At 70.3% G+C, this 22,900-nt stretch carries 17 protein-coding genes; 9 read left to right on the top strand and 8 right to left on the bottom strand.

The window, feature by feature from the left end:
• Positions 1–3: 3 nt before the first annotated feature.
• The 3 genes from ACWDVB_RS20840 to ACWDVB_RS20830 all read right to left on the bottom strand — a co-directional run bounded on the left by ACWDVB_RS20840 (position 4) and on the right by ACWDVB_RS20830 (position 3,879).
• A complete protein-coding gene (locus ACWDVB_RS20840) occupies positions 4–1,665 on the bottom strand; it encodes an ABC-F family ATP-binding cassette domain-containing protein (RefSeq protein ID WP_451514698.1) in 1,662 nt (553 codons plus the stop codon).
• 185 nt (positions 1,666–1,850) lie between these two features.
• A complete protein-coding gene (locus ACWDVB_RS20835) occupies positions 1,851–2,795 on the bottom strand; it encodes a TauD/TfdA dioxygenase family protein (RefSeq protein ID WP_451514699.1) in 945 nt (314 codons plus the stop codon).
• Positions 2,796–2,997: 202 nt separating this feature from the next.
• Complete coding sequence (locus ACWDVB_RS20830; RefSeq protein ID WP_451514700.1) at positions 2,998–3,879, bottom strand: SAM-dependent methyltransferase; 882 nt, start codon at positions 3,877–3,879, stop codon at positions 2,998–3,000.
• Positions 3,880–4,155: 276 nt separating this feature from the next.
• On the opposite strand from ACWDVB_RS20830, the gene lpdA reads away from it, so the two are divergent.
• The 3 genes from lpdA to ACWDVB_RS20815 all read left to right on the top strand — a co-directional run bounded on the left by lpdA (position 4,156) and on the right by ACWDVB_RS20815 (position 9,758).
• On the top strand, positions 4,156–5,559 hold the full coding sequence (lpdA, locus tag ACWDVB_RS20825; protein ID WP_451514701.1) for a dihydrolipoyl dehydrogenase: 1,404 nt from the start codon (positions 4,156–4,158) through the stop codon (positions 5,557–5,559).
• A gap of 130 nt (positions 5,560–5,689) precedes the next feature.
• Positions 5,690–7,861, top strand: a complete 2,172-nt coding sequence (locus ACWDVB_RS20820) for an MMPL family transporter (RefSeq protein WP_451514702.1) — start codon at positions 5,690–5,692, stop codon at positions 7,859–7,861.
• Positions 7,862–8,237: 376 nt separating this feature from the next.
• Positions 8,238–9,758, top strand: a complete 1,521-nt coding sequence (locus ACWDVB_RS20815; protein ID WP_451514703.1) for an MFS transporter — start codon at positions 8,238–8,240, stop codon at positions 9,756–9,758.
• A gap of 17 nt (positions 9,759–9,775) precedes the next feature.
• Here the strand turns inward: ACWDVB_RS20815 and ACWDVB_RS20810 are convergent, their stop codons facing one another.
• Together ACWDVB_RS20810 and ACWDVB_RS20805 are read right to left on the bottom strand one after the other, a co-directional pair.
• A complete protein-coding gene (locus ACWDVB_RS20810; protein WP_451514704.1) occupies positions 9,776–11,854 on the bottom strand; it encodes a pectinesterase family protein in 2,079 nt (692 codons plus the stop codon).
• Between the two features lie 212 nt (positions 11,855–12,066).
• Positions 12,067–12,999 (bottom strand): LysR family transcriptional regulator, encoded by a 933-nt coding sequence (locus tag ACWDVB_RS20805; protein ID WP_451514705.1) that lies wholly within the window; start codon positions 12,997–12,999, stop codon positions 12,067–12,069.
• Between the two features lie 170 nt (positions 13,000–13,169).
• Here ACWDVB_RS20805 and ACWDVB_RS20800 point away from each other — a divergent pair, with 170 nt between their 5' ends.
• Positions 13,170–13,925 carry a sulfite exporter TauE/SafE family protein gene (locus tag ACWDVB_RS20800; RefSeq protein ID WP_451514706.1) on the top strand — a complete coding sequence of 252 codons (756 nt, stop codon included), beginning with the start codon at positions 13,170–13,172 and terminating at the stop codon, positions 13,923–13,925.
• A 212-nt stretch (positions 13,926–14,137) separates the two neighbouring features.
• Positions 14,138–14,413 (top strand): plasmid mobilization protein, encoded by a 276-nt coding sequence (locus ACWDVB_RS20795; protein WP_451514707.1) that lies wholly within the window; start codon positions 14,138–14,140, stop codon positions 14,411–14,413.
• Positions 14,414–14,462: 49 nt separating this feature from the next.
• On the opposite strand, the gene asnB is transcribed toward ACWDVB_RS20795, so the two are convergent.
• Positions 14,463–16,304 carry an asparagine synthase (glutamine-hydrolyzing) gene (gene asnB, locus ACWDVB_RS20790; RefSeq protein WP_451514708.1) on the bottom strand — a complete coding sequence of 614 codons (1,842 nt, stop codon included), beginning with the start codon at positions 16,302–16,304 and terminating at the stop codon, positions 14,463–14,465.
• 295 nt (positions 16,305–16,599) lie between these two features.
• Positions 16,600–17,208 (bottom strand): TetR/AcrR family transcriptional regulator, encoded by a 609-nt coding sequence (locus tag ACWDVB_RS20785; RefSeq protein ID WP_451514709.1) that lies wholly within the window; start codon positions 17,206–17,208, stop codon positions 16,600–16,602.
• A 199-nt stretch (positions 17,209–17,407) separates the two neighbouring features.
• On the opposite strand from ACWDVB_RS20785, the gene ACWDVB_RS20780 reads away from it, so the two are divergent.
• The 4 genes from ACWDVB_RS20780 to ACWDVB_RS20765 all read left to right on the top strand — a co-directional run bounded on the left by ACWDVB_RS20780 (position 17,408) and on the right by ACWDVB_RS20765 (position 21,554).
• Positions 17,408–18,295 (top strand): Gfo/Idh/MocA family protein, encoded by an 888-nt coding sequence (locus tag ACWDVB_RS20780; protein ID WP_451514710.1) that lies wholly within the window; start codon positions 17,408–17,410, stop codon positions 18,293–18,295.
• 434 nt (positions 18,296–18,729) lie between these two features.
• Positions 18,730–19,551, top strand: a complete 822-nt coding sequence (locus ACWDVB_RS20775; RefSeq protein WP_451514711.1) for an MmyB family transcriptional regulator — start codon at positions 18,730–18,732, stop codon at positions 19,549–19,551.
• A gap of 146 nt (positions 19,552–19,697) precedes the next feature.
• Positions 19,698–20,690 (top strand): PhlD, encoded by a 993-nt coding sequence (locus ACWDVB_RS20770; protein ID WP_451514712.1) that lies wholly within the window; start codon positions 19,698–19,700, stop codon positions 20,688–20,690.
• A gap of 75 nt (positions 20,691–20,765) precedes the next feature.
• The gene (locus tag ACWDVB_RS20765) at positions 20,766–21,554 is read left to right on the top strand and encodes a GNAT family N-acetyltransferase (RefSeq protein ID WP_451514713.1); all 789 of its coding nucleotides are present in this window, start codon (positions 20,766–20,768) and stop codon (positions 21,552–21,554) included.
• A 3-nt stretch (positions 21,555–21,557) separates the two neighbouring features.
• Here ACWDVB_RS20765 and ACWDVB_RS20760 read toward each other — a convergent pair whose 3' ends face one another.
• A complete protein-coding gene (locus ACWDVB_RS20760; protein ID WP_451514714.1) occupies positions 21,558–22,784 on the bottom strand; it encodes an acyl-CoA dehydrogenase family protein in 1,227 nt (408 codons plus the stop codon).
• Between the last annotated feature and the right edge of the window lie 116 nt (positions 22,785–22,900).

Genomic DNA, 22,900 nt, shown 5'->3' with positions numbered 1-22,900 from the left:
CAATCACCCGTCGTCGCAGCTCAGCTCCAGACGGGGCCAGTCCGCGAGGTCGCGCAGCAGTTGGCGGTCGTGGGTGGCGACGACCACCGCCGCGCTCGTATCGCGGATCGCGTCGGTCAGCTCGTCGACCAGCGTCGACGAGAGGTGGTTGGTCGGCTCGTCCAGCAGGATCAGGCCGGGCCGCCCGGCCAGTGCCAGCGCCAGGTCGAGGCGCCGCTGCTGTCCTTGCGACATCCGCCCGACCGGCGTCCGCATCGCGTCGGAGTCCAGCAGCCTGAGCGCCCCCAGCGGGACGGCGTCGGCGTCGCGTAGTATCCCGCGGGCCACCAGCCGCCCCACGTGACGCGCGTACACGTCGCGGGCGGTGAGTCCGGGGTCCTGCTCGGCGGTCTCCTGGGTGACCCGGACGATCCGCGCCCCTTTCGCCGTCCGGACGTGCCCGTACGTGGGCTCCAGCGCACCGGCGAGCACCGCGAGCAGCGTGGACTTTCCGGCGCCGTTGGGGCCGGTAACGAGCAGCCGGTCGCCGCCGTCGATGGTGAGGTCGACCGGGCCGGCGAGGCGCCCGTCGACGGTGACGCCGTGCGCCCGCAGCTGTGGCGCGCCCGGCCGGACACCCAGGTCGGGCCACCGCAGTGCCGGCGGCGGCTCCGGCACGTCGAGGCGGTGCGCGTCCAGGGCGTCCTGCTGCCGGTTCAGGGCCTGCACGACGCCCGGTGCGCGGGACTGGCGCTGGTGCTTTCCGGTGCCCTTCTCCGGCCGCCAGCCGGTGGAGAGCCGGTCGCGGGCCTTCGATACGGCGTCCTGCAGCCGCCGGTGCTCGGCCTGTTGCTCCTCGTGGTCCTGCTCCCAGCGCCCGCGCTCGCGACGGCGGGCGTCCTGCCAGGCGTCGTAGCCACCGGCGTACAGGCGGGGCTTCCCGTCGCGGGTGGGGTCGAGGTCGAGGAAGCGGTCCGCGACGTCGCGCAGCAGCGCCCGGTCGTGGCTGACGAGGGCGAGGCCGCCGTCGTGCTCGCGCAGTCTGCGGGTCAGGAAGTCGAGGCCGCCCGCGTCGAGGTGGTTGGTCGGCTCGTCGAGCAGCAGGACGTCGTGGCGCGCGCCGAGCAGGCAAGCGAGGCGGACCCGGTAGCGCTGGCCGACCGACAGCGTCGACAGGGGGCGGTCGCGGTCGGCGCAGGCACCTAGGGCCTCAAGGGCGACATCGACGCGGCGTTCGGCGTCCCACGCGTCGAGCCGGGTGGCGGCGTCGAGCGCGGTGGCGTAGCGGTCGTCGGCGGTGGGGTCGCCCTCGGTCATGGCGAGGGCCGCCTCGTCCAGCGCGGCGAGGGCCGCGAGGGAGGCGGCCAGCGCCTCGGACGTCAGGGTGGCGACGGTCTGACCGCCTCGCGCGAACAGTTCCTGGCGGGCCAGGCCGATGGTTCCTGCCCGCTGCACGGTGCCCTGGTCCGGTGTGATCAGCCCGGCGAGGGCGTGCAGCAGCGTCGTCTTGCCCCGGCCGTTCTCGCCGACGACGGCGATCCGCGACCGGGCGGAGACGGTGACGGTGACGTCGTTCAGGACGCGCCGGGGTCCGCGGGTGACGGTGAGGCCCTCGGCGCGCAGATGTGCGCGGGTGCCCGCCTCGACGGGCAGGGGCATGGCTTCGGGGGTCGGGATGAGGTTCACGGGGTGCTCCGCAGCTCGCATGGGAGCCGGGCAGCAGGAGAGGCCGCCCGGCGGGAACCGGGACGGCGAGCGCGGATTCAGCAGAAGGAAAGAAAGGGCGCCGCCGTCAGCGGGCGGAGCGGACCTTCTGCGACCAGATACCTCGTGTCATGACAATCATGCTAACAGGGGGCGACAGGGTCGGCTCAGTACGGGCGGTCGCCCGTGATCGCGACCCGTTCCGCGACCCGGCGGTGCGGTGCGTAGTCGTCGACGGCGTAGTGCTGTGTCGCGCGGTTGTCCCAGAAGGCGACGTCGCCCGCCTGCCAGTGGAACCGCACCTGGTACTCCGGTACGTGGGCCTGGCGTACGAGGAAGCCGAGGAGCCGGTCGCTCTCGTCCCGCTCCATGCCGACGATGTGCGTGGTGAAGGAGGTGTTGACGAAGAGCATCCGCCGTCCGGTCTCCGGGTGTGTGCGCACCACGGGGTGGGTGACGGGCGGGAAGCGGTCCTGGAGCGGGGCGAGCCGTTCGGGGCCGTAGAAGCGGGCGAAGCCGGGGATGAAGTCGTGCACGGCCCGCGCGCCCTCGATGCGCTCCTTGACGGCTTCGGGGAGGTTGTCGTAGGCGGCCGCCATGTCCGCCCACATCGTGTCCCCGCCGTACGGCGGCACCTCGCGCAGCTGCAACACGGCGCCCAGGGCGGGGCGTTCGCGGAAGGTGACGTCCGCGTGCCAGACGTTCTCGTACGTCGGGACGGAGCTGCCGCCCTTGTCGAACCGGACGACGTCGTCGGCGGAGCCGCGCGCGAGCAGCGGGTTGGTCTCCAGGTCGCCCCAGTTGAGGGCGAAGGCGCGCTGCTGCTCGGCGGTGATGTGCGCGCCACGGAAGAACAGCACCTTCCACTCCAGGAGGGCGCGGTTCAGCTCCTCGCGCAGAGGGGGCGTGAGGGGCCGTGCCAGGTCGACGCCCCGGATCTCGGCGCCGATGAGGCGGCCTTGGGGGACGACGTCGATCAGGTCGTACGGCCGCTCCTGCCATCCTTCGGGCAGGCGGCGCAGGGTGCGGCGGCCTTCGTACATGCCGTCGGCGGGGACGCGGGCGTCACGCAGGGCGGCCGGGGGCAGGGGGGTGCGGTCGGTGACAGCCATGGGGAGTGATCCTTGGGGTGCGGGAACGGGCGGGCGGTGCGGAGAGCAGCCATAGGGGCAGGCTCCGTACAGCTAGCGGCCCGATCGTTCGCACCCGCGCCGCCACGGGACGTCGAACGTCCGTACGGCGGCGGTCAGGTGCTGGATCATGGTGGTCATTGTGGGGTGCCGGGCGACCGGGGGTCAACCTCCCCTTGACCGCTCAGCCGTTCTGCCGCGGCACCCTCAGCACTCCCCCGTACTCGTAGATGCCCTTGTTGACCTCGGTGGCGCCGAGGTAGGGCGCGAGGTCGGGGTCGACCGGTGCGAGCGGCGGCTGGTCGGCGTCGGGGCGCCAGTCGACGAGGTTCACGAGGCCGGGCTCCAGCGGTTCAAGGCCGTCGAGGAGCGCGTCGACCTCGGCAGGGGTGCGGGTCTGCCACGGGACGCCGCCACCGGAGATGTGCGCGGTCATCGCCGCGCCCCGGGCGGGATCGTCGGCGACGACCTGGGAGAAGCCGAGGAGGCTGCCGGGCGCCGCCCGGTCGATGACGGTCCGCAGGACGCGGGCCGGTCCGTCGGCGTCGACGAGGTGGTGGCCCACGGAGAGGAAGAGCACGGCGACCGGCTCGTCGAAGTCGATGAGGCGCACCACGTCGGGGTGGTCCAGGATCGCCTTCTGGTCGCGCATGTCACCGGTGATCACGGTGGTGGAGGAGTCGTCGGCGAGCAGCGCGCGGCCGTGCGCGAGGACGATCGGGTCGATGTCGACGTAGACGACGCGGACGTCGGGGGCGAAGCGCTGGGCGACCTGGTGGACGTTGTCGTCGGTGGGCAGTCCGCAGCCCATGTCGATGAACTGGCGGATGCCCGCCTCGCGGGTCAGATACCGCACCACACGGAAGAGGAACTCACGGTTCTGCCGGGCGATGTCGACGCACTCGGGGAACGACGGCAGCGTGGAGAGCAGAAAGTTCCGGTCGACCTCGTAGTTGTCCTTGCCGCCCAGCATCCAGCCGTAGGCGCGTGCCGAGGTCGGGATGTCGTAGGGGATGGACGGATGGGACGGAAGGGACACCGTCCCGGGCTGGTTGTCGCTGTCCACTGTGCGCTCTCCACCTCTCCCGCGGGGTTCACGGAACGTGTGCCGTTGCCGTGACACTATCCGGCGATCCACGTTCGGGTGAACGCGGGCGGGAACTCCAACAGACGTACGTGATAAGTCGGTTGAGATGATGAACGGTCACGCGCTCGTGAGGGTTGCGCCGGACGGGCAGTGGTGTGCGCCACCCGCCCGCCATCCGGGCCCCCGCATGGCGCATGATCGTGGCACAGAGCCATCCGCACCACTGGATTCGTTCCACCCAGAGAGGACCTCCCCATGGAAGACCGCTTCGACGTCGTCGTGCTCGGAGCAGGACCCGGCGGCTATGTGGCCGCCATCCGCGCCGCCCAGCTGGGCAAGCGGGTAGCGGTCGTCGAGGAGAAGTACTGGGGCGGTGTCTGCCTCAACGTCGGCTGCATCCCGACGAAGGCGCTGCTGCGCAACGCCGAGCTGGCCCATCTCTTCACGCACGAGCAGAAGACATACGGCATCAAGGTCGACGGGCAGGTCTCCTTCGACTACGGCGAGGCGTTCAACCGCAGCCGCACGGTCGCGGACGGCCGCGTCAAGGGCGTCCACTTCCTGATGAAGAAGAACGGCATCACGGAGTTCGACGGCCGGGGCACGTTCCTGGACGCGAACACGCTCCAGGTCGCGAAGTCCGACGGCACGACCGCCACGATCGGCTTCGACAACTGCGTCATCGCCACCGGCGCCACGCCCCGGCTGCTGCCCGGCACGAGCCGCAGCGAGCGCGTGGTCACGTACGAGGAGCAGATCCTCGCCGATTCCCTGCCCCGGTCCATCGTGATCGCGGGCGCGGGCGCGATCGGCATCGAGTTCGCGTACGTGCTGCACAACTACGGCGTGAAGGTGACGATCGTCGAGTTCCTCGACCGCGTCGCGCCGCTGGAGGACGCGGACGTCTCCAAGGAGCTGGCGAAGCAGTACCGCAAGCTCGGCATCGACGTCATGACCTCGACGCGCGTCGAGTCGATCGACGAGTCGGGCGAGCAGGTCCGGGTGACCGTCACGGGCAAGGACGGCAAGCAGCAGACCCTGGAGGCCGACAAGGTCCTCCAGGCCATCGGTTTCGCGCCGAACGTCACCGGCTTCGGCCTGGAGGCGACGGGCGTGGCGCTCACCGAGCGCGGCGCGATCGACGTCGACGGCCGCTGCCGCACGAACGTCCCGCACATCTACGCCATCGGTGACGTCACCGCGAAGCTGATGCTGGCGCACACCGCCGAGGCCATGGGCGTGGTCGCCGCGGAGACCCTCGCGGACGCCGAGACGATGGAGCTCGACTACCCGATGATCCCGCGCGCCACCTACTCGCAGCCGCAGATCGCGAGCTTCGGCTGGACGGAGGCGCAGGCCAAGGAGAAGGGCTTCGACGTCAAGGTCGCGAAGTTCCCCTTCCAGGCGAACGGCAAGGCGCACGGCCTCGGTGACACCGTCGGCTTCGTCAAGGTCATCAGCGACGCGAAGTACGGCGAGATCATCGGCGCCCACCTGATCGGCCCGGACGTGACCGAGCTGCTCCCCGAGCTGACCCTGGCCCAGCAGTGGGACCTCACCGTCCACGAGGTCGCGCGCAACGTCCACGCGCACCCGACGCTCGGCGAGGCCGTCAAGGAAGCGGTGCACGGCCTGGCCGGGCACATGATCAACTTCTGACGGTGCCGGGCGCCCCGCCGCGACGCGAGTGACTGAAATCGAGTGGCTCGAGTGGCGGGGCCGCCCGGAGCGGCCGATGCTGGGCTGAACACGACTGATATGCCTCGGGGGCGAGGAGAGGCAGTAGCCGATGTTCTCTGGTCTGGGCCGATTCGTGGTTCGCCGCCCTTGGTGGATCATCCTGGCGTGGGTGGTGATGGCCGGCGCGGTGATATCCCTGGCGCCGAAGCTCACCTCCAGCAGTGACGAGGCAAGTTTCCTTCCCGATCATTACGAGTCGATTCGCGCGGCCGATGTGCAGGAGAAGGAGTTCCCCAAGCAGCAGAACATCGGCGCCATCATCGTCTTCGAGCGATCCGACGGCGGAAAACTGACGGCCGCCGACTCCGCCGACGTGGACCGGGTCTCCAAGGACCTTCAGGCGCGGAAGATCGAGGGCGTGCAGGCCGTCGTGCCCGGCGAGGCCTCGCCGGGCAAGCTCGTGCAGACGTCGGTCGTCGCGATGCCGAAGATCACCGACCCCGAGGACACCTCGCAGCAGGACGCGGTCGAGCGGCTGCGGTCCGATCTGAAGCCGGAGCTGAAGGGCACGGACCTGTCGGCCGGCATCACCGGCTCCGCGGCTCAGGCGCTCGACGAGCGCGACGCCTCCGAGCGGGCGGGCCTGCTCGTCGGGGCCGGCACGATCATCATCATCATCCTGCTGCTCCTGGTCATCTTCCGCAGCCCGATCATCGCGCTGCTGCCGGTCGTCCTCATCGGCCTGGTCTCGCCGATGGCGACCGGGCTGATCGCCTCCGCCAACAAGGCCTTCGACATGAAGGCGGACTCCTCCATCCAGGAACTCCTGACCGTCGTCCTGTTCGGTGTCGGGACCGACTACATCCTGTTCCTGCTCTTCCGCTACCGGGAGGCGCTGCGGGCCGGCGAGGATGCCAAGGGCGCCATGGTGCACGCCGTCGAGCGGGTCGGCGAGGCCATCACGTCGGCGGCGGGCGCCGTCATCGTCGCCTTCGCCGCGCTCACGCTCTCCTCGCTCGGCATGCTGCGCTCGATGGGCCCGGCGCTCGCCATCGCGGTGTTCCTGACGCTGCTGGCCGGTCTCACGCTCGTACCGGCGGTGGTCTCGCTGCTCGGCACGAAGGTGTTCTGGCCCTCGAAGTCCTGGCAGCGCGAGCCGCAGGGCAGCGGATTCGCCCGGCTCGGCACGTCGATCGCGCGCAAGCCCGCCGTGTGGGCGGTCGTCTCGGCCCTGTTCATGGGCGCCCTGACGCTCGGCGCGCTCGGCTACAAGGCCAACTTCGACCTCGCCGGGTCCTCGCTGCCCAAGGACAAGGAGTCGATGGTCGCCATGGAGGACCTCCAGAGGGGGTTCCCCGCGGGCACCACCGACCCGACCTCCGTCTATCTCTCCTCCACGAACGACGAGCCGGTGACGGGGCGGCAGGCCGCCGCCTTCCGCGAGCGGCTCGCCGACGTACGGGGCGTGGGCGAGGTCACGGCGCCGCGTCTGAGCCCGGACCGCACGACGGCGTCGTACTCGGTGATCCTCTCGGACCCGCCCGCCTCCGACGAGGCCCTGTCGACCGTCAAGGACCGGCTGCGCCCCGCCGCCCACCAGGACGCGCCGGACGGCTCGCAGGCGCTGGTCGGCGGCACGACGGCGGTGTACGTCGACATCAACAAGGCGGTGGACCGCGACTATTCGGTGGTCTTCCCGGTCGCTGCGATCGCCATCATGGTGATCCTCGGACTGCTGCTGCGCAGTCTGGTGGCGCCCTGGTATCTGATGCTGTCGGTCGCGCTCGGCTTCGGCGCGACGCTCGGCGCGACCTCGCTGATATTCCAGCAGCTCGGCGACCAGCCGGGGCTGATGTTCATGCTGCCGGTGATCATGTACTTGTTCGTCGTCGCGCTCGGCACCGACTACAACATCCTCATGGTGTCGCGGCTCCGCGAGGAGGCCCGCGAGGGCCGCGGCCCGCACGACGCGGCGGGCACGGCGGTGCGGCACTCGGGTCCCACGATCTGCTCGGCGGGCGTGATCCTCGCCGGTACGTTCGCGACGCTGATGCTGGCGGGGAACTCGACGCTCTCCCAGATGGGTTTCTCGCTCTCCTTCGGCATCATCATCGCCGCCTTCATCATGGCGACCGTCTTCACCCCCGCGCTGACGGCGCTCATCGGGCACGCCGCCTGGTGGCCCGGCCACGGGGACGAGAAGCGGAACAGCGGCGGCGGGACACCGCCGCCTCCTGACACGGACGAGGAGCGGGTCGGGGGCGCGACGCGCACACGCTGAGTGGCCCTGGCGGCCCGCTCACCCGGCAATTTGCGTTTCGGAGAAAAGTGTGGACACCGGATTCCTCCACTCATCCTTATTGCTCACACTTTCTCCGAGAATGCAAGCGACATACTGAATTCCACTCTCCTTTCGTGTGTTCACATATCGAAGGCGAATGTCAAGTGCACCGAGGGCATCGATAAAATGCGGGGAGACAGCCCCCGACCTGCCTTTATAAGGTGCTAAGGTTTCCCTTCGTCCCGAGCCCAGGCCGACTTCGACGCGTCGCGCAGCTCGGATTGCACGACTTATCCCACCCGGAATGGAAGCCGATCTTCTGTGCCTGCTTCCGGTTCCGGCGGAATGTGTCCACGCCTCGTTCTGGAGTTCTTTCATGTCTGTTGACAGCCCTGCTGTCACCGCCCCCGCCCCGGCGGAGGGCTCCCGCAAGGGCCGGCATCTCGGCCTCGCCCTGTTCGTCATCGCCGCCGCCCAGCTGATGGTGGTCCTCGACGGCACGATCACCAACATCGCCCTGCCCAGCATCCAGACCGCCCTCGGTGTGACCGACGCGAACCTCGCGTGGATCGTCAACTCGTACGCGCTCGCCTTCGGCGGTCTGCTGCTGGTCGGCGGCCGGGCGGGCGACCTCTTCGGGCGCCGGCGGATGTTCCAGGTGGGCATCGCCCTGTTCACCCTGGCCTCCCTCCTCGGCGGTCTCGCCCCGAACGAGGGCCTGCTGATCGGCGCGCGCGTCCTGCAGGGCGTCGGCGCGGCCATCGCGGCGCCCAGTGCGCTGTCCCTGATCGCCACGACGTTCCCCGAGGGCAAGCCGCGCAACAAGGCCATGGGTGTCTACGCCGCCATGGCCGGCATCGGCGCCACCGTCGGCCTGCTGCTCGGCGGCATCCTGACCGACGCCCTGGACTGGCGGTGGGTGTTCTTCGTCAACATCCCGATCGGCCTGGCCGTCCTCGCCGGGACCAGGACGCTCGTCGAGGCCGAGCGCCACCCGGGGCGCCTCGACCTGCCCGGCACCGTCACCGGCACCGGCGGTCTGATCGCCCTGGTCTACGGCATCACCCGTGGCGGCGAGCACGGCTGGACCGACAGCGTGACACTCGGCTGCTTCGCCGTCGCCGTCGTGCTGCTCGGCGCGTTCCTGTTCATCCAGAACCGCACCGCCCACCCGATGATGCCGCTGCGCCTCTTCAAGGACCGCAACCGCTCGGGCTCCTACGCCACGATGCTGTTCATCGGCGCCGGCATGATGGCCACCTTCTACTTCCTCACCCTCTACATGCAGCTGATCCTCGGCTACAGCGCCGTCAAGACCGGCTTCGCGAACCTGCCGTTCAGTCTCGGCATGGGCATCGCCGCGGCCCTCAGCGCCAAGCTGGTGACCCGCCTCGCTCCGCGCCTCATAGCCGGGCCCGGGCTGCTGGTGGCCGCCGGAGGCATGTTCTGGTTCGCCACGCTCACCCCGGACTCGTCGTACACCGGGCATCTGATGCCGGCGATGTTCGTGACCGCGCTCGGCCTCGGCATGAGCTTCGTACCCATGACGCTGGGCGCCGTCAGCGGCGTCGAGCACCAGGAGACGGGCGTGGCGTCCGCGCTCCTGAACACCGCGCAGCAGATCGGCGGCGCGCTCGGCCTCGCCGTCCTCTCGACCATCTCCACCTCGGCTGCCGACGACCGGCTGCCCGAGGCCGCCGCCTCGTTCTACCGCGGTATCGCCACCGAGGACCACGGCCTGATCGCCAGGGCCGCCGACGCGCTGACCCACGGCTACACCCTGGCGTTCGTCGCCGCGGGCGTCATGTTCCTGGCGGGTCTCGCCGTCACCGCGCTCGCGATCAACGCGGGGAAGCAGCAGGTGGCGGAGGGGGCCGCGCCCGTCCACATGGGCTGAGGCGCGACCCCGCCGGGTCAGGCGGTGGGCTTCCAGTCGCCGAGCCAGTCCGCCGTCTCCTGGGACGCGGCCTGGGCGTCGGTCAGGTGCGGTCGCTCACCGCCGGGGGCACCCGCACCCGGGCCGGTGTTCTCGTACTCGGCGAAACGGTCGTCCTTCCAGGAGAAGCCGCCCATGTCCGTCCAGGGGGCCGCCTTGACGGCCGCGCCGAGGGTGCTGTCGCGGACGGTGGTCTGCGGGTCGAGGCTCACGTCACCGCCGGCGTGCCAGGGGCGTCCGAGGTGGAAGCTCCGGGCGGACACATCGCCGTCGACGGTCGAGCGGGTGATGAGGAAGCCCTTGCGGCCCGCGGGGGTGCTGGGCGCGGTGACGTAGCCGGCGGAGGTGCCGTTCCAGCGCTTCTTCAGGGTGAGGACGGTTTTGTCGATCACCGCGGTGGCGCGGCCGAAGACGAAGTCGGTGTTGCCGATGACATAGGAGTTGGTCAGGTACACCCGGCCCGTCCTGTCCTTGGCGGCCGTGTCCAGGAGCAGGGTGTCCTGGTCGCCGCTGACGATGAGGGCGTCCAGGCGGACCCGGTCGGCGGCGGTGCGCAGCGCCACCGCCTGGTGGCCGTTCAGCTGCTGGTTCCTCGCCTCGTCGAAGTCGTTGGCGACGGTGAGGTTGCGGGCCCGGAAGTCGTCGGCCTCCACGGCGACGGTCGCGCTGCCGCCGGTGCCGTACGTTCCCGAACCGTCCGGCTTCGTCATCCCGGCGGCGTGGCCCTCGACGATGACGGTGTCCTTGCGGCTGCGGCCGGTGCCCTCGAATGTGACGTGCGGCTTGTTCGCCGGGACCTTCACCGTCTCGCGGTACGTGCCGGGGGCGATCCGGATCACGACGCGGGAGGTGTTGCCCGCCGGGACGGCGTCGACGGCCTTCTGCACGCTCTCGTACTGGCCGCTGCCGTCCTTGGCGACGGTGAGGGTGCGCTGCGCGGCGGCTCCGCTTCCCGCTGCCGTACCGATCGATCTCCTGGGCCCCGCCCCGGACTTGAGGAGCGCGGGCACGTCGGCCGCCTTGTCGAGGCGGTACTTGTAGTACGCCTTCGGGTCGAACGCCGTGCCGCCGCTCTCGTTGCGGCCGCTGGTGCGCGAGAAGACGTTGCCGCGCTGGACGAGGGCGGCGGTGGCGTCCTTGACGACGGGGTTGTGCACGCCCTGGAAGTAGCTGTTCTCCAGGACCATCTTCGTCCTGCCGCGCGAGTAGTTGCCGTAGGACGACGTGATGTCGGTGCCCGGATCGTCCTGGAGGTAGTTGTTGTAGAGGTGCGCGTGCGCGACGTTGTCGGTCGACGGATTGCGCTGTTCGCTCTCGCGGAACCAGTTGTGGTGGATGGTCAGGTCCGCGGTGGTGTTCTCGGTCCAGCCGATGCCGAACGTCTTGTTGTTGTCGCTCAGCTTGTTCCAGGACACCGTCACGTAGGTGGTGTCCTTGCGGCTGTCGATGAGGCCGTCGGCCATGTGCCGCAGGTTGTTGTGGTCGATCCAGACGTGGTGGGCGCCGTCCATCTGGATGGCGTCCCAGTCGTGCTCCTTGTCGTTCCAGACGCCGTGGTACGAGTCTCGGATCGTGAGGTTGCGGATGATGACGTTGTGTACGCCCCGGCCGAGGAAGAAGCCGCCGCCGACGATCTGCCCCGAGGTGCCGGCGCCGACGATCGTCTTGTCTGAGGCGACCTTGATCTCCTTGCCCTTCGGGTCCATCGAGATCGTCGCGGCCACCACGATGACGTACGGCTCCGGGGCGGTCGCGTACTTCTCCAGGTCGGCGAGGTTCCGCACGGTGACCGTCTTCCCGTCCCGCCCGCCGTACGTCCCCTTCTGCCCGAGCGCGTGGACCGACGCGAAGCCGTCGGCGGTGTCGGCGGCGGCGTTAGCGGCGGCGGCCCGGGCAGGTGCGGCGGCGGCCTTCGGCTCCGCGTCGTCGCCGAACACCCCGAAGGCCGTGCCGTAGGCCATGGCCCCCGCGGCGGCCAGCGCCAGCGGAACACCTGCCAGCAGGGCCGTCCTCTTTCTGCGGTGCCGCGCCTTGCCGTGGCCGTGCAGCTCACTCATGCGTCGCTTCCCATCTGTACGTACGTGGGGGGCGCCCGTGGAAACGGGCTGCTGAGCAGTCGCCGCGGAGCCGCGAAAGGTTGCCGCGACCTTCGGAGCCTGTCTTTGAACCCCCCTCGTTCGCGCGGAGCGCGGGCGCAGCGGCGGTCGGTGCGTGCGATCGGCGTGCGGGCCGGGCGACGCTGCGCAGGCGGGGGTGCGAAGACAGGCTCTCAGACCCGCGCCGCCGGGCCGCCGCCCTGAGCCGGCACCTGGCCGAGCGGCGCGCAGTGCTCGGCCACGGTGTCGGCGAAGGCGCGGGCCAGCGGGCTGAGCGCGTCCCAGCGGCGCACCGCCCAGCCGACCGACAGGGGCGGCAGCTCCGGGAGCGGGACCATGCGCAGCCCGGCGGGAGCGCGGCCCCGCCAGCCGGGCAGCGCGGGCACGACGGCCTGGCCGAGACCCAGCTCCGCGAGGAGTACGGCCGTGTCCCAGTCGGCGACGCTGGTGCCCGGCGGCAGCACCACGCCCAACTCGTCGAGGTGGGCGTCCAGTTGAGCGCGGGAGGTCGAGTTCGCCGGTGGCGTGATGAGCTGCCCCGTGGCCAGCTCGGCGGGCTCGACGCGCGGCCGGTCGGCGAGCGGATCGTCGGCGCGGACGGCGAGGACCCACGGCAGTGCCACGACGGGCCGCTGCTCGATGCCGCGCACGGGCTCCCCGAGGGTGATCCAGGCGAGGTCGAGGTCGTCGGCGGCGAGCGCGTCGAAGCAGCCGCTGCTCGAACTCACGGTCTGGAACTCCAGGCCGACGCGTGGATAGCGCTCCCGGAAGCCGACGACGGCCTCGGCCATGAAGTGCCGCACGGTGGTGGCGCCCGTGGTGATCCGCACCGCGCCGCCGTCGCCCCGCGCCTGTTCCCGCAGGCGCCGCACCGCGAGGTCGATGCCGCCGATCCCCTCGGACGCCGCGGCCCGCAGGACCCGCCCGGCCGAGGTGGGCACGACGCCGCGCGCGTGCCGCTCAAGGAGACTCACGCCGAGTTCCCGTTCGAGGCGTTTGACGTGCTGGCTCACGGCCGACTGCGTACAGGTGAGGTCACGGGCCACCGCGCTGAGGCTGCCCGCGCGGCACACGGCCACAAAGACACGGAGATCGTCGAGAGTCACAAGAAGTGAAGTTATCTCTTGGGGGGATGCAAGGAAACCCGAGGATTGACTTGGGTTTTCACTGTGGCCCAAGATCGTTCATGGCCCGGGCGGCGACCCGGCGACGGGCGCCGACCCGGGGTCGACGGGACCCCGGCGGCCGGGCCACGACCCTGTGGAAAAGGTGATGTGTGGAAGCGCTCGAAATGGTGGCCGTCGGAGTCGCCGGTGTCGCGGCCGGCGGGATCAACGCGGTGGTGGGGTCCGGCACGCTGATCACCTTCCCCACGCTGCTGGCCTTCGGCCTTCCGCCGGTGCTCGCGAATGTGTCGAACAACCTGGGCCTGGTGCCGGGCACCCTGAGCGCCGCGTACGGCTACCGGCGGGAGATGAAGGGGCAGCTGGGGCGCCTGGTGCGGTTCGGCGCGGCCTCCCTCATCGGCGGTCTGATCGGCGCGCTGCTCCTTCTGAAGCTGCCTGATGACGCCTTCCAGGCCGTGGTGCCGGTACTGATCCTGACCGCCTGCGCCCTGGTGGTGCTGCAGCCCTGGCTCAACCGGCGGCTCAAGGAGCGCGAGAGCCCGGGCAAGCGGGACGGCGGCGTGCCGATGTGGTGCGGTGTCCTCGCCACCGGCGTCTACGGCGGCTACTTCGGAGCGGCGCAAGGAGTGCTGCTCATGGGCCTGTTCGGCGCCTTCATCCTGGACGACCTGCAACGCCTGAACGCCGCGAAGAACGTCCTCGCCTCGATCGTCAACGGCGTCGCGGCCGTCGTGTTCATCGTGGTCGCGGACATCGACTGGACGGCGGCGGGTCTCATCGCCGCCGGTTCCACGGTGGGCGGGCTCGTGGGCGCGCGCTACGGCCGTCGGCTGCCGCCGGTCGCGCTACGCGGGTTCATCGTCGTCGTGGGCGTCACGGCGTCGGTGGCCATGATCGTGAACTAGCGCGTAACGCAGCAGCTCACACCGCCATGCCCCTGACCTGGACACCCCCCACGATGGTTTATCGTTGAACAGGAAGTGACCCCGACCGCGATTCCCCCGTCCGGTCGGGGTCACTTCTCGTTCATGCCGACGGCTTCCGCCGTTTTCACGCCTTCGTGGGCGAATATGCCGACCGCGCCGCGCCACACCCGCCCGGGCGGCATCATGCGTCCATGGACGGTGCCAAGCCTGTGCAGGTCTTGTTCACGCCCGAGGAGTACGCCGCACTCGTGCTCCACGCGGACCGGCTCGGGATGCCGGTGGCGGAGTTCATACGCCGTGCTGTGACCGTCCGCACCGAGGAGCACCCCGGTGGTCCGTGCCGGATCCCCGAAGCCCGGCGCGGGGCGAGCGTGCCGCCCGTCCAGCGGAGCCTCGGGGCGGGCGGGAGGCCCGCGCTCCAGCGGTTCCTCGACACCCTCGCCGCGTCGGCCGAGCCCAAGGAGTGAAAAGGAACGACCGACCGCGGAGGAGCCGGGGAGTGAGTGACTCGGCGGGTCAGGACAGCGCGAGGTCCGGCCGGTAGAGGTCCAGCCAGATCGCGAGGTCCAGGGTGCGCTCCAGGCCGCGCCGCGACGCCTGGGTGATCTGCGGCGCCTCCCGACCGGCGGCCCGCGCCGCCCGCTCCCGGTCCACGAGCTCGAAGACCGGGTGGCCGGGCGTGGCGAGCAGATCCTTGACGTGCCCCTGGAGGGCGACCGCGTACTTGGGGTCCTGCGTGGAGGGGTACGGGCTCTTCACCCGGTCGTAGACCGACCGCGGCAGCACATCGGCGGTCGCCTCGCGCAGCAGGCTCTTCTCCCTGCCGTCGAAGGACTTCAGCGACCAGGGCGTGTTGTAGACGTACTCGACGAGGCGGTGGTCGCAGAACGGGACGCGCACCTCAAGACCGACGGCCATGCTCGCGCGGTCCTTGCGGTCGAGCAGGACGCGGACGAAGCGGGTCAGGTGCAGATGGCAGATCCTGCGCATCCGGTACTCGAAGTCGCTCTCGCCGTCCAGACGCCGGATGCCGTCGACGGCCGTCGCGTAACTGTCCTTGACGTACCGGGGGAGATCGAGCGCCGCCGTCAGGTCGGGGCGCAGTACGCCGGAGTCGTCACCGAAGTGGTCGGCGTACCGCACCAGCCAGGGGAAGGTGTCCGCCGTGCGCGCCTTCTCGTCGAAGAACTGCAGATAGCCGCCGAAGACCTCGTCCGCGGACTCCCCGGAGAGCGCGACCGTGGAGTGCTCGCGGATGGCGCGGAAGAGGAGGTAGAGGGAGGCGTCCATGTCGCCGAAGCCCATGGGGATGTCCCGCGCGCGGATCATCTTCGCGCGTACGTCGGGATCGGCGAGGGCGTGCGAGTCCAGGACGATGTCGCGGTGCTCGGTGCCGGCCGCCTTCGCCACGTCGTGCACGAAGGGGGTGTCGGGTGTGCCGCGCAGCTCGTCGGCGACGAAGTTGTCGGTCTGGCCGACGAAGTCGACGGCGAAGCTCCGCACGGTCTCGCCCGCCTCGGCCAGTTGGCGCGCGGCAAGCGCCGTCATCGCGGAGGAGTCCAGGCCACCGGAGAGCAGTGTGCAGCGCGGTACGTCGGAGACGAGCTGGCGGCGCACGATGTCCTCCAGCAGCTCGCGCACCTTCGCGATGGTCGCGTCACGGTCGTCGGTGTGCGGCCTGGTCTCCAGCGACCAGTACACCTGGCGGCGCAGCCCCGAGCGGTCGACGGTCACGACGGTGCCGGGCTCGACCTCGCGCATGCCCTCCCAGACGGCGTGGCCGGGCGTCTTGACGACGGAGAACAGCTCGCGCAGCCCGTCGATGCCGACGCGGGGGCGGGCCAGCGGGTTGGCGAGGATCGCCTTGGGTTCGGAGCCGAACAGGACGCCGTCGGAGGTCTCGTAGTAGTAGAAGGGCTTGATGCCCATGCGGTCGCGGACCATGACGAGCTTGTCGTGCCGGGCGTCCCAGACCGCGAAGGCGTACATGCCGTTGAGCCGCTCGGCGAGGGCCTCGCCCCACTCCAGATAGCCGCGCAGGACGACCTCGGTGTCGGACTCGGTGGTGAACCGGTGGCCGCGTCCTGCCAGTTCGCGCCGGAGCTCGGTGAAGTTGTAGGTCTCCCCCGAGTAGACGAGGGCGACGGTGCCGGTCGGCGTCTCGACCGTCATGGGCTGGCGCCCGCCGGGCAGATCGATGATCGCGAGCCGGCGGTGCCCGAGCCCGGCGGGGCCGCCGGTCCACGTGCCGCGGTCGTCGGGACCGCGGCAGGACATCGTCTCCGTCATGGCGTCCAGAGTGGTGGACGCGGCCGTCAGGTCACGGTCGAAGGAGACCCAGCCGGTGATGCCACACATGCGCTTCCTCCTGCTTGCGAAATAGATGTAATAAACATCTATATGAGGATCGTGCGCCTGAGGTTGCGTACGGTCAACATGTCGTCGACTGCGCGACGGTCACCACCCACCCACTTTCGGCCGCGCTTTACCAAGGCCAGAAGGCGTTTCGTGGGTGACCGCGCCCCCTTGACCCGTGGTCACGAGGACCACCGGAGATCACAGAAGGAAACATTCCGGCCAAGCGCAAAGACTTGTCAACGATCGGCCGGGGCCTGCCCGTCGACGGACGCCAGCAGACGCCGCGCGTCGCGCGTCACTTCGGAGTCAGGAACGCCTGCACCGCGGGCGCGTACCGGTCGGTGAGCTCGGTGATCGTCGCGGCGCGCAGATGGGGGCCGCGGGCGATGCCGTACATCACGCCGAGACCGATCAGCATGCCGGCGGCGAGTTCGGCGCGCAGGCCCGCGTCCGGCCCCGCCAGCCGCTCGCCCAGCCGCTGGGACACCTGGGCGCGGAAGTCGGCGCGCAGGATGTCGCCCCGCTCGCCGTGGAGCGGGGCGAAGACGATGCGCAGGATGGGGTCGGCGCCCCGCTCGGCCTGGCCGGTCAGCAGCCGGCGGACCATGTGGCGGCCGAGGTCGGCGAGGGGCGCGTCGAGAAGCGCCTCCGCGTCGGCTTCGAAGGACATGACGTGCGTGAACAGGGCGTCCTTGTTGCCGAAGTACTTCAGGACCAGTGGCGCGCTCACCCCGGCGCGTTCGGCCACCGCCTTGAGGGTGATGTCACCGTGCGCGTGCCGTGCGAGGAGGTGTCTGGCGGCTCGGGAGATCGCGTCCTTGGTCGCCTCGGCGTCTCTGCGGCAGGGCGGGTCCGAGGTCGGGGACGTTTGCGGAGCATCGCCTGAAACCGGGACGGTCTTCATCAAAAACTCCCCCGCCTGCATGAGGTGAATTGAAATTCACCATAGTGGGTGTATGGGTATTCAACCCCCGGAAGCTGGCATGTGCCCGAGGCCCATGCCTCTCGTGTCCCGAATACGCATGGCCGGCAACTGGCCATTGAAGAAGGGGGTTTCTGCCGTGATAGGTCGCATTCGGACGCCTTCGGTCATACTGCCGCCCATGAACCGTCTCCGCATCGGCCTGGTGGGTACCGGGCCCTGGGCCACCGCCACGCACGCCCCCGCTCTCGCCGCGCATCCGGACGTCGACCTCAGCGGTGTGTGGGGCCGCAGGCCGGAGGCCGCGGCCACGCTCGCCGCCGCGCACGGGACGACGGCGTACGCGGACGTGGACGAGCTGTTCGCGGCCAGTGACGCGGTGGCGTTCGCGGTCCCGCCCGACGTGCAGGCGCCGCTGGCCGCGCGGGCCGCGGCGGCGGGCTGCCACCTGCTCCTGGACAAGCCGGTGGCCACGGCGCCGGACGCCGCGCGCCATCTGGCGCGGGAGGCCGAGCGGGCCCAGGTGGCGTCCGTGGTCTTCTTCACGCTGCGCTTCGCCGCCGTCAGCTCCGCGTGGCTCTCCGAACAGGCCGCCCTAGGCGGCTGGTTCACGGGCCGCGCCGACTGGTACGGCTCGTTCTACACCCCGGACGGGTGTGGCGCGTTCTCCTCGCCGTGGCGTGCGAGCCGCGGTGGCCTGTGGGATGTGGGCCCGCACGCCCTGTCGATGCTGCTGCCGGTCCTCGGCGACGTGAGCGACGTGACGGCGGCGCGCGGCCCCGGGGACACGGCCCATCTGATCCTGCGGCACACCGGCGGCGCGTCCAGCACGGCGGCGCTCAGCCTGACGGCGCCGGTGAAGTGCGCGGGCTTCGCGGTGGAGCTGCGCGGCGAGAACGGCATCGCGGTGCTGCCCACGTGGGAGGGCGCCGACGGGGCGTTCGGGACCGCGGTCGACGAACTGGTGACGGCCGCGCGCACCGGCACGGCCCACCCGTGCGACGTCCGGTTCGGGCTGCGGGTCACGGAGATCCTGGCGCGGGCGGAGGAGCGGATCGCTGCCGCGTGACGCGCCCGGGGACAACCACGGGCGGCCGGTACCGTGGCCGCTACGTAATGGCGAGTGACGGCACCGGCCGCAGCCGGTGGACCCCCGAGACCGGTCCGGGAAGAAGCTCCATGCGGCTCCGCGCTGCCCCGTTTCCGACCACACGGATCAGAATACGAACAACCGTCCCACACGCTTCCCGCATCGGCCCGTTGGGCCTAGGAGGTACCCAATGCCGGGGAATTTCAGCCATTCTCGAACGCCCCGGACAAGATGCCCCACAGTTGTGCCCACGCACTCGCCGACGATCAAACCTGCAGGTCGACGAGGTCGCGCACACCATGATGCCGCAGCGTCTGATCGTTTTCTTCGGGCAATGTTTACTACCAAAGAAGTTGTGAATATTTAGACTGATCACGCTCCAACTCGGCGTGTACCAAGAGGGATTACCCACCATGAACAAGACGGCGCTCCGCGCTCTGCTCCGCGAACGACGCGCCCTCATTGCCCCCGAATCGCATGGCTTCTCCCGGCCGAGCGGCCAGGGGCGGCGGGCTCCCGGCCTGTCGCAGCACCAGGTCGACCAGTTGCTGCACCGAACGTTCGGGACGTATCACCGTCTGGAGTCCGGCCATTACCCCAATCCGCCGACCTCGCTGCTGCGGGATGTCGCGCGGCTCTTCGGGCTCAATGAGCAGGAGTGGGTGTCGCTGTGCCGGTACGCGCTGCTGCAGGACCCGCCGGGTCCGCTCCACCCCTCGTCGGGCAAGGAGATACCCGGCGTCTGGCAGGAGGCGGTCGACAGCATCACGCATATGGCATACGTCACTGACGCGTCCTGGGAACTCCTCGCCCACAACGAGGCGTTCGAGGCGATGTTCCCCGACCGGAAAGTGCCGACCAACACCATGCGGTGGATGCTCCTGGACCAGGACGGCCGCGAGCGGCTGACCGACTGGCGCACCTCATGGCTCCCGATGGTGCTGCCGCAGCTTCGCGCCGCCCTGGTGGCCCGCCCCGACGACGAGATTCTGCGCGGCATCGAGAAGGAGGTGCTCGCGGACCCCGAGCTCGCCCACCTCTACGACGTCGACGGCGCCCTGATACACCCCGACGGTCATGAGCGCCCCCTGCGGCACGCCGTCCACGGCCTCGGCTGGGTCTCGATCTGTGCGGCACAGCCCATGACCGCTCCCGGCTCGCGTCTGTTCATCCTCATCTACCACGCCGGCACGGAGCGCAGGCATGCACGCGCACCCATGCTGCGAGCCGTGTAGGGACCCGAGGCTCCGCTCCCACGCATAGGGGACACCGACCGCACCGTCAAGTACGTTATCGGCACCCCCCGCCCCGATCAGTACCGTGGGAGTGCCTCATGCCAGCCTTTGTGTCCGTCCCCAGAACTGTCCTCGGTGCCCACAAGGTGACCACGGATGAGATCGCCGAAGACATACGTACACACCACCGCGACCATCCCCGACTCAACGCGATCCTCCGCGTCGTCAACAACTGCGGTGTGAGTTCACGCCACTTCACACGTCCCCTCGTCTCCCCCACGGTCTCCGGTACGGCCGATGTCCGGGAGCGGACGCAGGCCGCGTTCGACGACGCCGTCGACATGTCGGAGCAGGCCGCCGTCGAGGCCCTGCGGGCGGCCGGGCTGGCGCCGCAGGACGTCGACGCGATCGTCACCTCCCATGCCACCGGATGGGCCGTGCCCAACCTCGACGTCCATCTCATCGACCGCCTCGGCCTGCGCCCGACGGTGCGCCGGGTGGCTCTGACGACGGTGGCCTGCGCGGGCGGCGTCCAGGCCCTGATCCGTGCCACGGACCTGGTCACCGCGCGGCCCGGCAGCAGAGTGCTGGTCGTCGCGGCCGAGGTGCTCTCGACCTCTTACAACCACATCGCCGACACGATCGAATCGATGATCTACAAGGCCTTGTTCGCGGACGCCGCCGCCGCGACGGTGGTCACCAGCGCTCCGTCGGGCCCGGGGCTGGTGGTCGAGGACTCCTTCGAGTACGCCCTTCCGGACAGCCTCGACAGTTACCGCGGGCGGCTCGACCCCCACGGGATGCACTTCGACTCTACCAAGCAGGCTCCTCACACGGCCGTCTCCGCACTCACTCCCCTGACGGACTGGCTGGGAGACCACACCACCGACTTCGCGGTCATCCACCCGGGCAGTCTGCGCATCATCACCGGCACGGCCGACGCTCTCGGCCTCGGTCCGAGCGGCGCCCGCCACTCCGTGGACACCCTGACGGAAGAGGGCAACATGGGAGGTGTCAGCGTCTTCCGCGTCCTCGAACGCACGCACGCGGATGCGCCGGCCGACGGGGCGAACGGTGTCGCCGTGGCCTTCGGTCCCGGCTTCATCACCGCGGCCCTCCGCTGCCGCTGGCACTCCTGACCCCTCACTCCCCGGCCATCGGCGATCGCCGATATTCGCTTGCCGGCCCTTCCCCGCCCCTGCTGAAGTGACCGAATGGATCACGCAGCGGTACTGGCCGCGTACGACCGGCAGATCAGGCGCGACGCGCGGAGCGAGAGTCCGGGCGCGCGGGTCGAGCGGGTCGGTGGAGTCGTCCGTCAGACCGGCTCGGAGCACGACTGGAACGGCGTCCTGTGGGCGGACACCGACGCGACGACGGCGGACGCCGTGATCGCGGAGCAGGTGCGCCACTACACCGCCGCCGGACGCGAGTTCGAGTGGAAGCTGCACTCCTACGACCACCCCGCCGACCTGCCCGAGCGGCTCCTCGCCGCCGGCTTCGTGGCCGACCCCCTGGAGACCGTGATGGTCGCCGAGGTCGAAGAGCTGCCCGCGGGCCCTGAGTTGCCCGAGGGCATCCGGCTGGTCCCGGTGACGGACGCGGCGGGCGTCGAGCTCATGGCCGAGGCGCACCTCGCGGCGTTCGGGGAAGCCGACGCCGCGCTGAGCGAGCAGCTCGCCAAGCGGGTGCTCGCCCAGCTGACCGAGGCGCCGGACGAGATCGTCGCGGTCGTCGCCATGGCAGGCGAGCGGCCCGTCTGTGGTGCCCGGATGGAGTTCCGCCCGGGCACCGACTTCGCCGGGCTCTGGGGCGGCGGCACCGCCCCCGACTGGCGCGGCAAGGGCGTCTACCGCGCGACGGTGGCCCACCGCGCCCGCATCGCCGCCGAGCGCGGCTACCGCTATCTGCAGGTCGACGCCTCCGACGACAGCCGCCCCATCCTGGACCGGCTCGGCTTCGCGACGCTGTGCACGACCACTCCGTACGTGTACCAGCCGTAGGCCCTAGCGGATCGACATCCCCGACAGCGTCCTCGCGATGACCAGGCGCTGGATCTCGCTCGTACCCTCGAAGATCGTGTAGATCGCGGCATCGCGGTGCATCCGCTCCACCGGATACTCGCGGGTGAAGCCGTTGCCGCCGAGGATCTGCACGGCCTGCGCGGTGACCTTCTTGGCGACCTCGCTCGCGTAGAGCTTGGACATGGAGCCCTCGGCCGACTCGAACTTCTTGCCGGTGCTCGCCATCCACGAGGCGCGCCACACCAGGAGGCGGGCCGCGTCGATCTGGGTGCGCATGTCGGCGAGCTGGAAGGCGACGCCCTGGTTGTCGATGATCGGACGGCCGAACTGCGTGCGCGTCTTGGCGTACTCCAGGGCCTCTTCGTACGCGGCACGGGCCGTGCCCACCGCCATCGCGCCGACAGCCGGGCGGGACGCCTCGAAGGTGGCCATCGCGGCGTTCTTCACACGCTCGCCGCCGGACTTGGCGCGCTCCCGCGCGCGGGCGAGGCGCTCGTCCAGCTTGCCCTTGCCGCCCAGGAGGCAGTGACCCGGGACACGTACGTCTTCCAGGACGACCTCGGCGGTGTGCGAGGCGCGGATGCCGTGCTTCTTGAACTTCTGCCCCTGGGACAGGCCCGGCGTGTTCGGCGGGACGATGAAGGAGGCGTGCCCCTTCGAGCCCAGCTCGGGGTCGACGACGGCGACGACGACGTGGACGTTGGCTATGCCGCCGTTGGTCGCCCAGGTCTTGGTGCCGTTGAGGACCCACTCGTCCTTCGCCTCGTCGTGGACGGCACGGGTGCGCATCGCGGCCACATCGGATCCGGCGTCGGGCTCGGAGGAGCAGAAGGCGGCGACCTTGACGTCGTTCACGTCGCCGTACATCTGCGGGATCCAGGTGCCGATCTGCTCCTCGGTGCCGTTGGCGAGCACGCCGACGGCGGCCAGGCCCGTGCCCATGATGGACAGGCCGATGCCCGCGTCACCCCAGAAGATCTCCTCCGTGGCCATCGGAATGCCGAGGCCCGTGGGGTCGAAGAACTGCTGGGCGTAGAAGTCGAGGGAGTAGATCCCGAGCTTCGCCGCTTCCTGGATGATGGGCCAGGGGGTCTCCTCACGCTCGTCCCACTCCGCGGCCGCGGGACGGATCACGTCAGCGGCGAACCCGTGGAGCCAGTCCCGGACCTCCTTCTGTTCGTCGTTGAGCTCCATGGTGAACTCGGCCATGACCCCTCCAGAACCTGCGACAACTAAGGCGTTACTAGCGGTAACAGAAGTGTGTTACCGGCGAGTAGTCCGTGTCAACTCCCGGCAGCCCGTTCGATGCCCCTCGCACGCCGAGT

This window comes from Streptomyces sp. NPDC003379 (assembly GCF_053589195.1).
The sequence above is the reverse complement of the archived record's forward strand: the minus strand, read 5'-3'. Positions and strand labels throughout refer to the sequence as shown.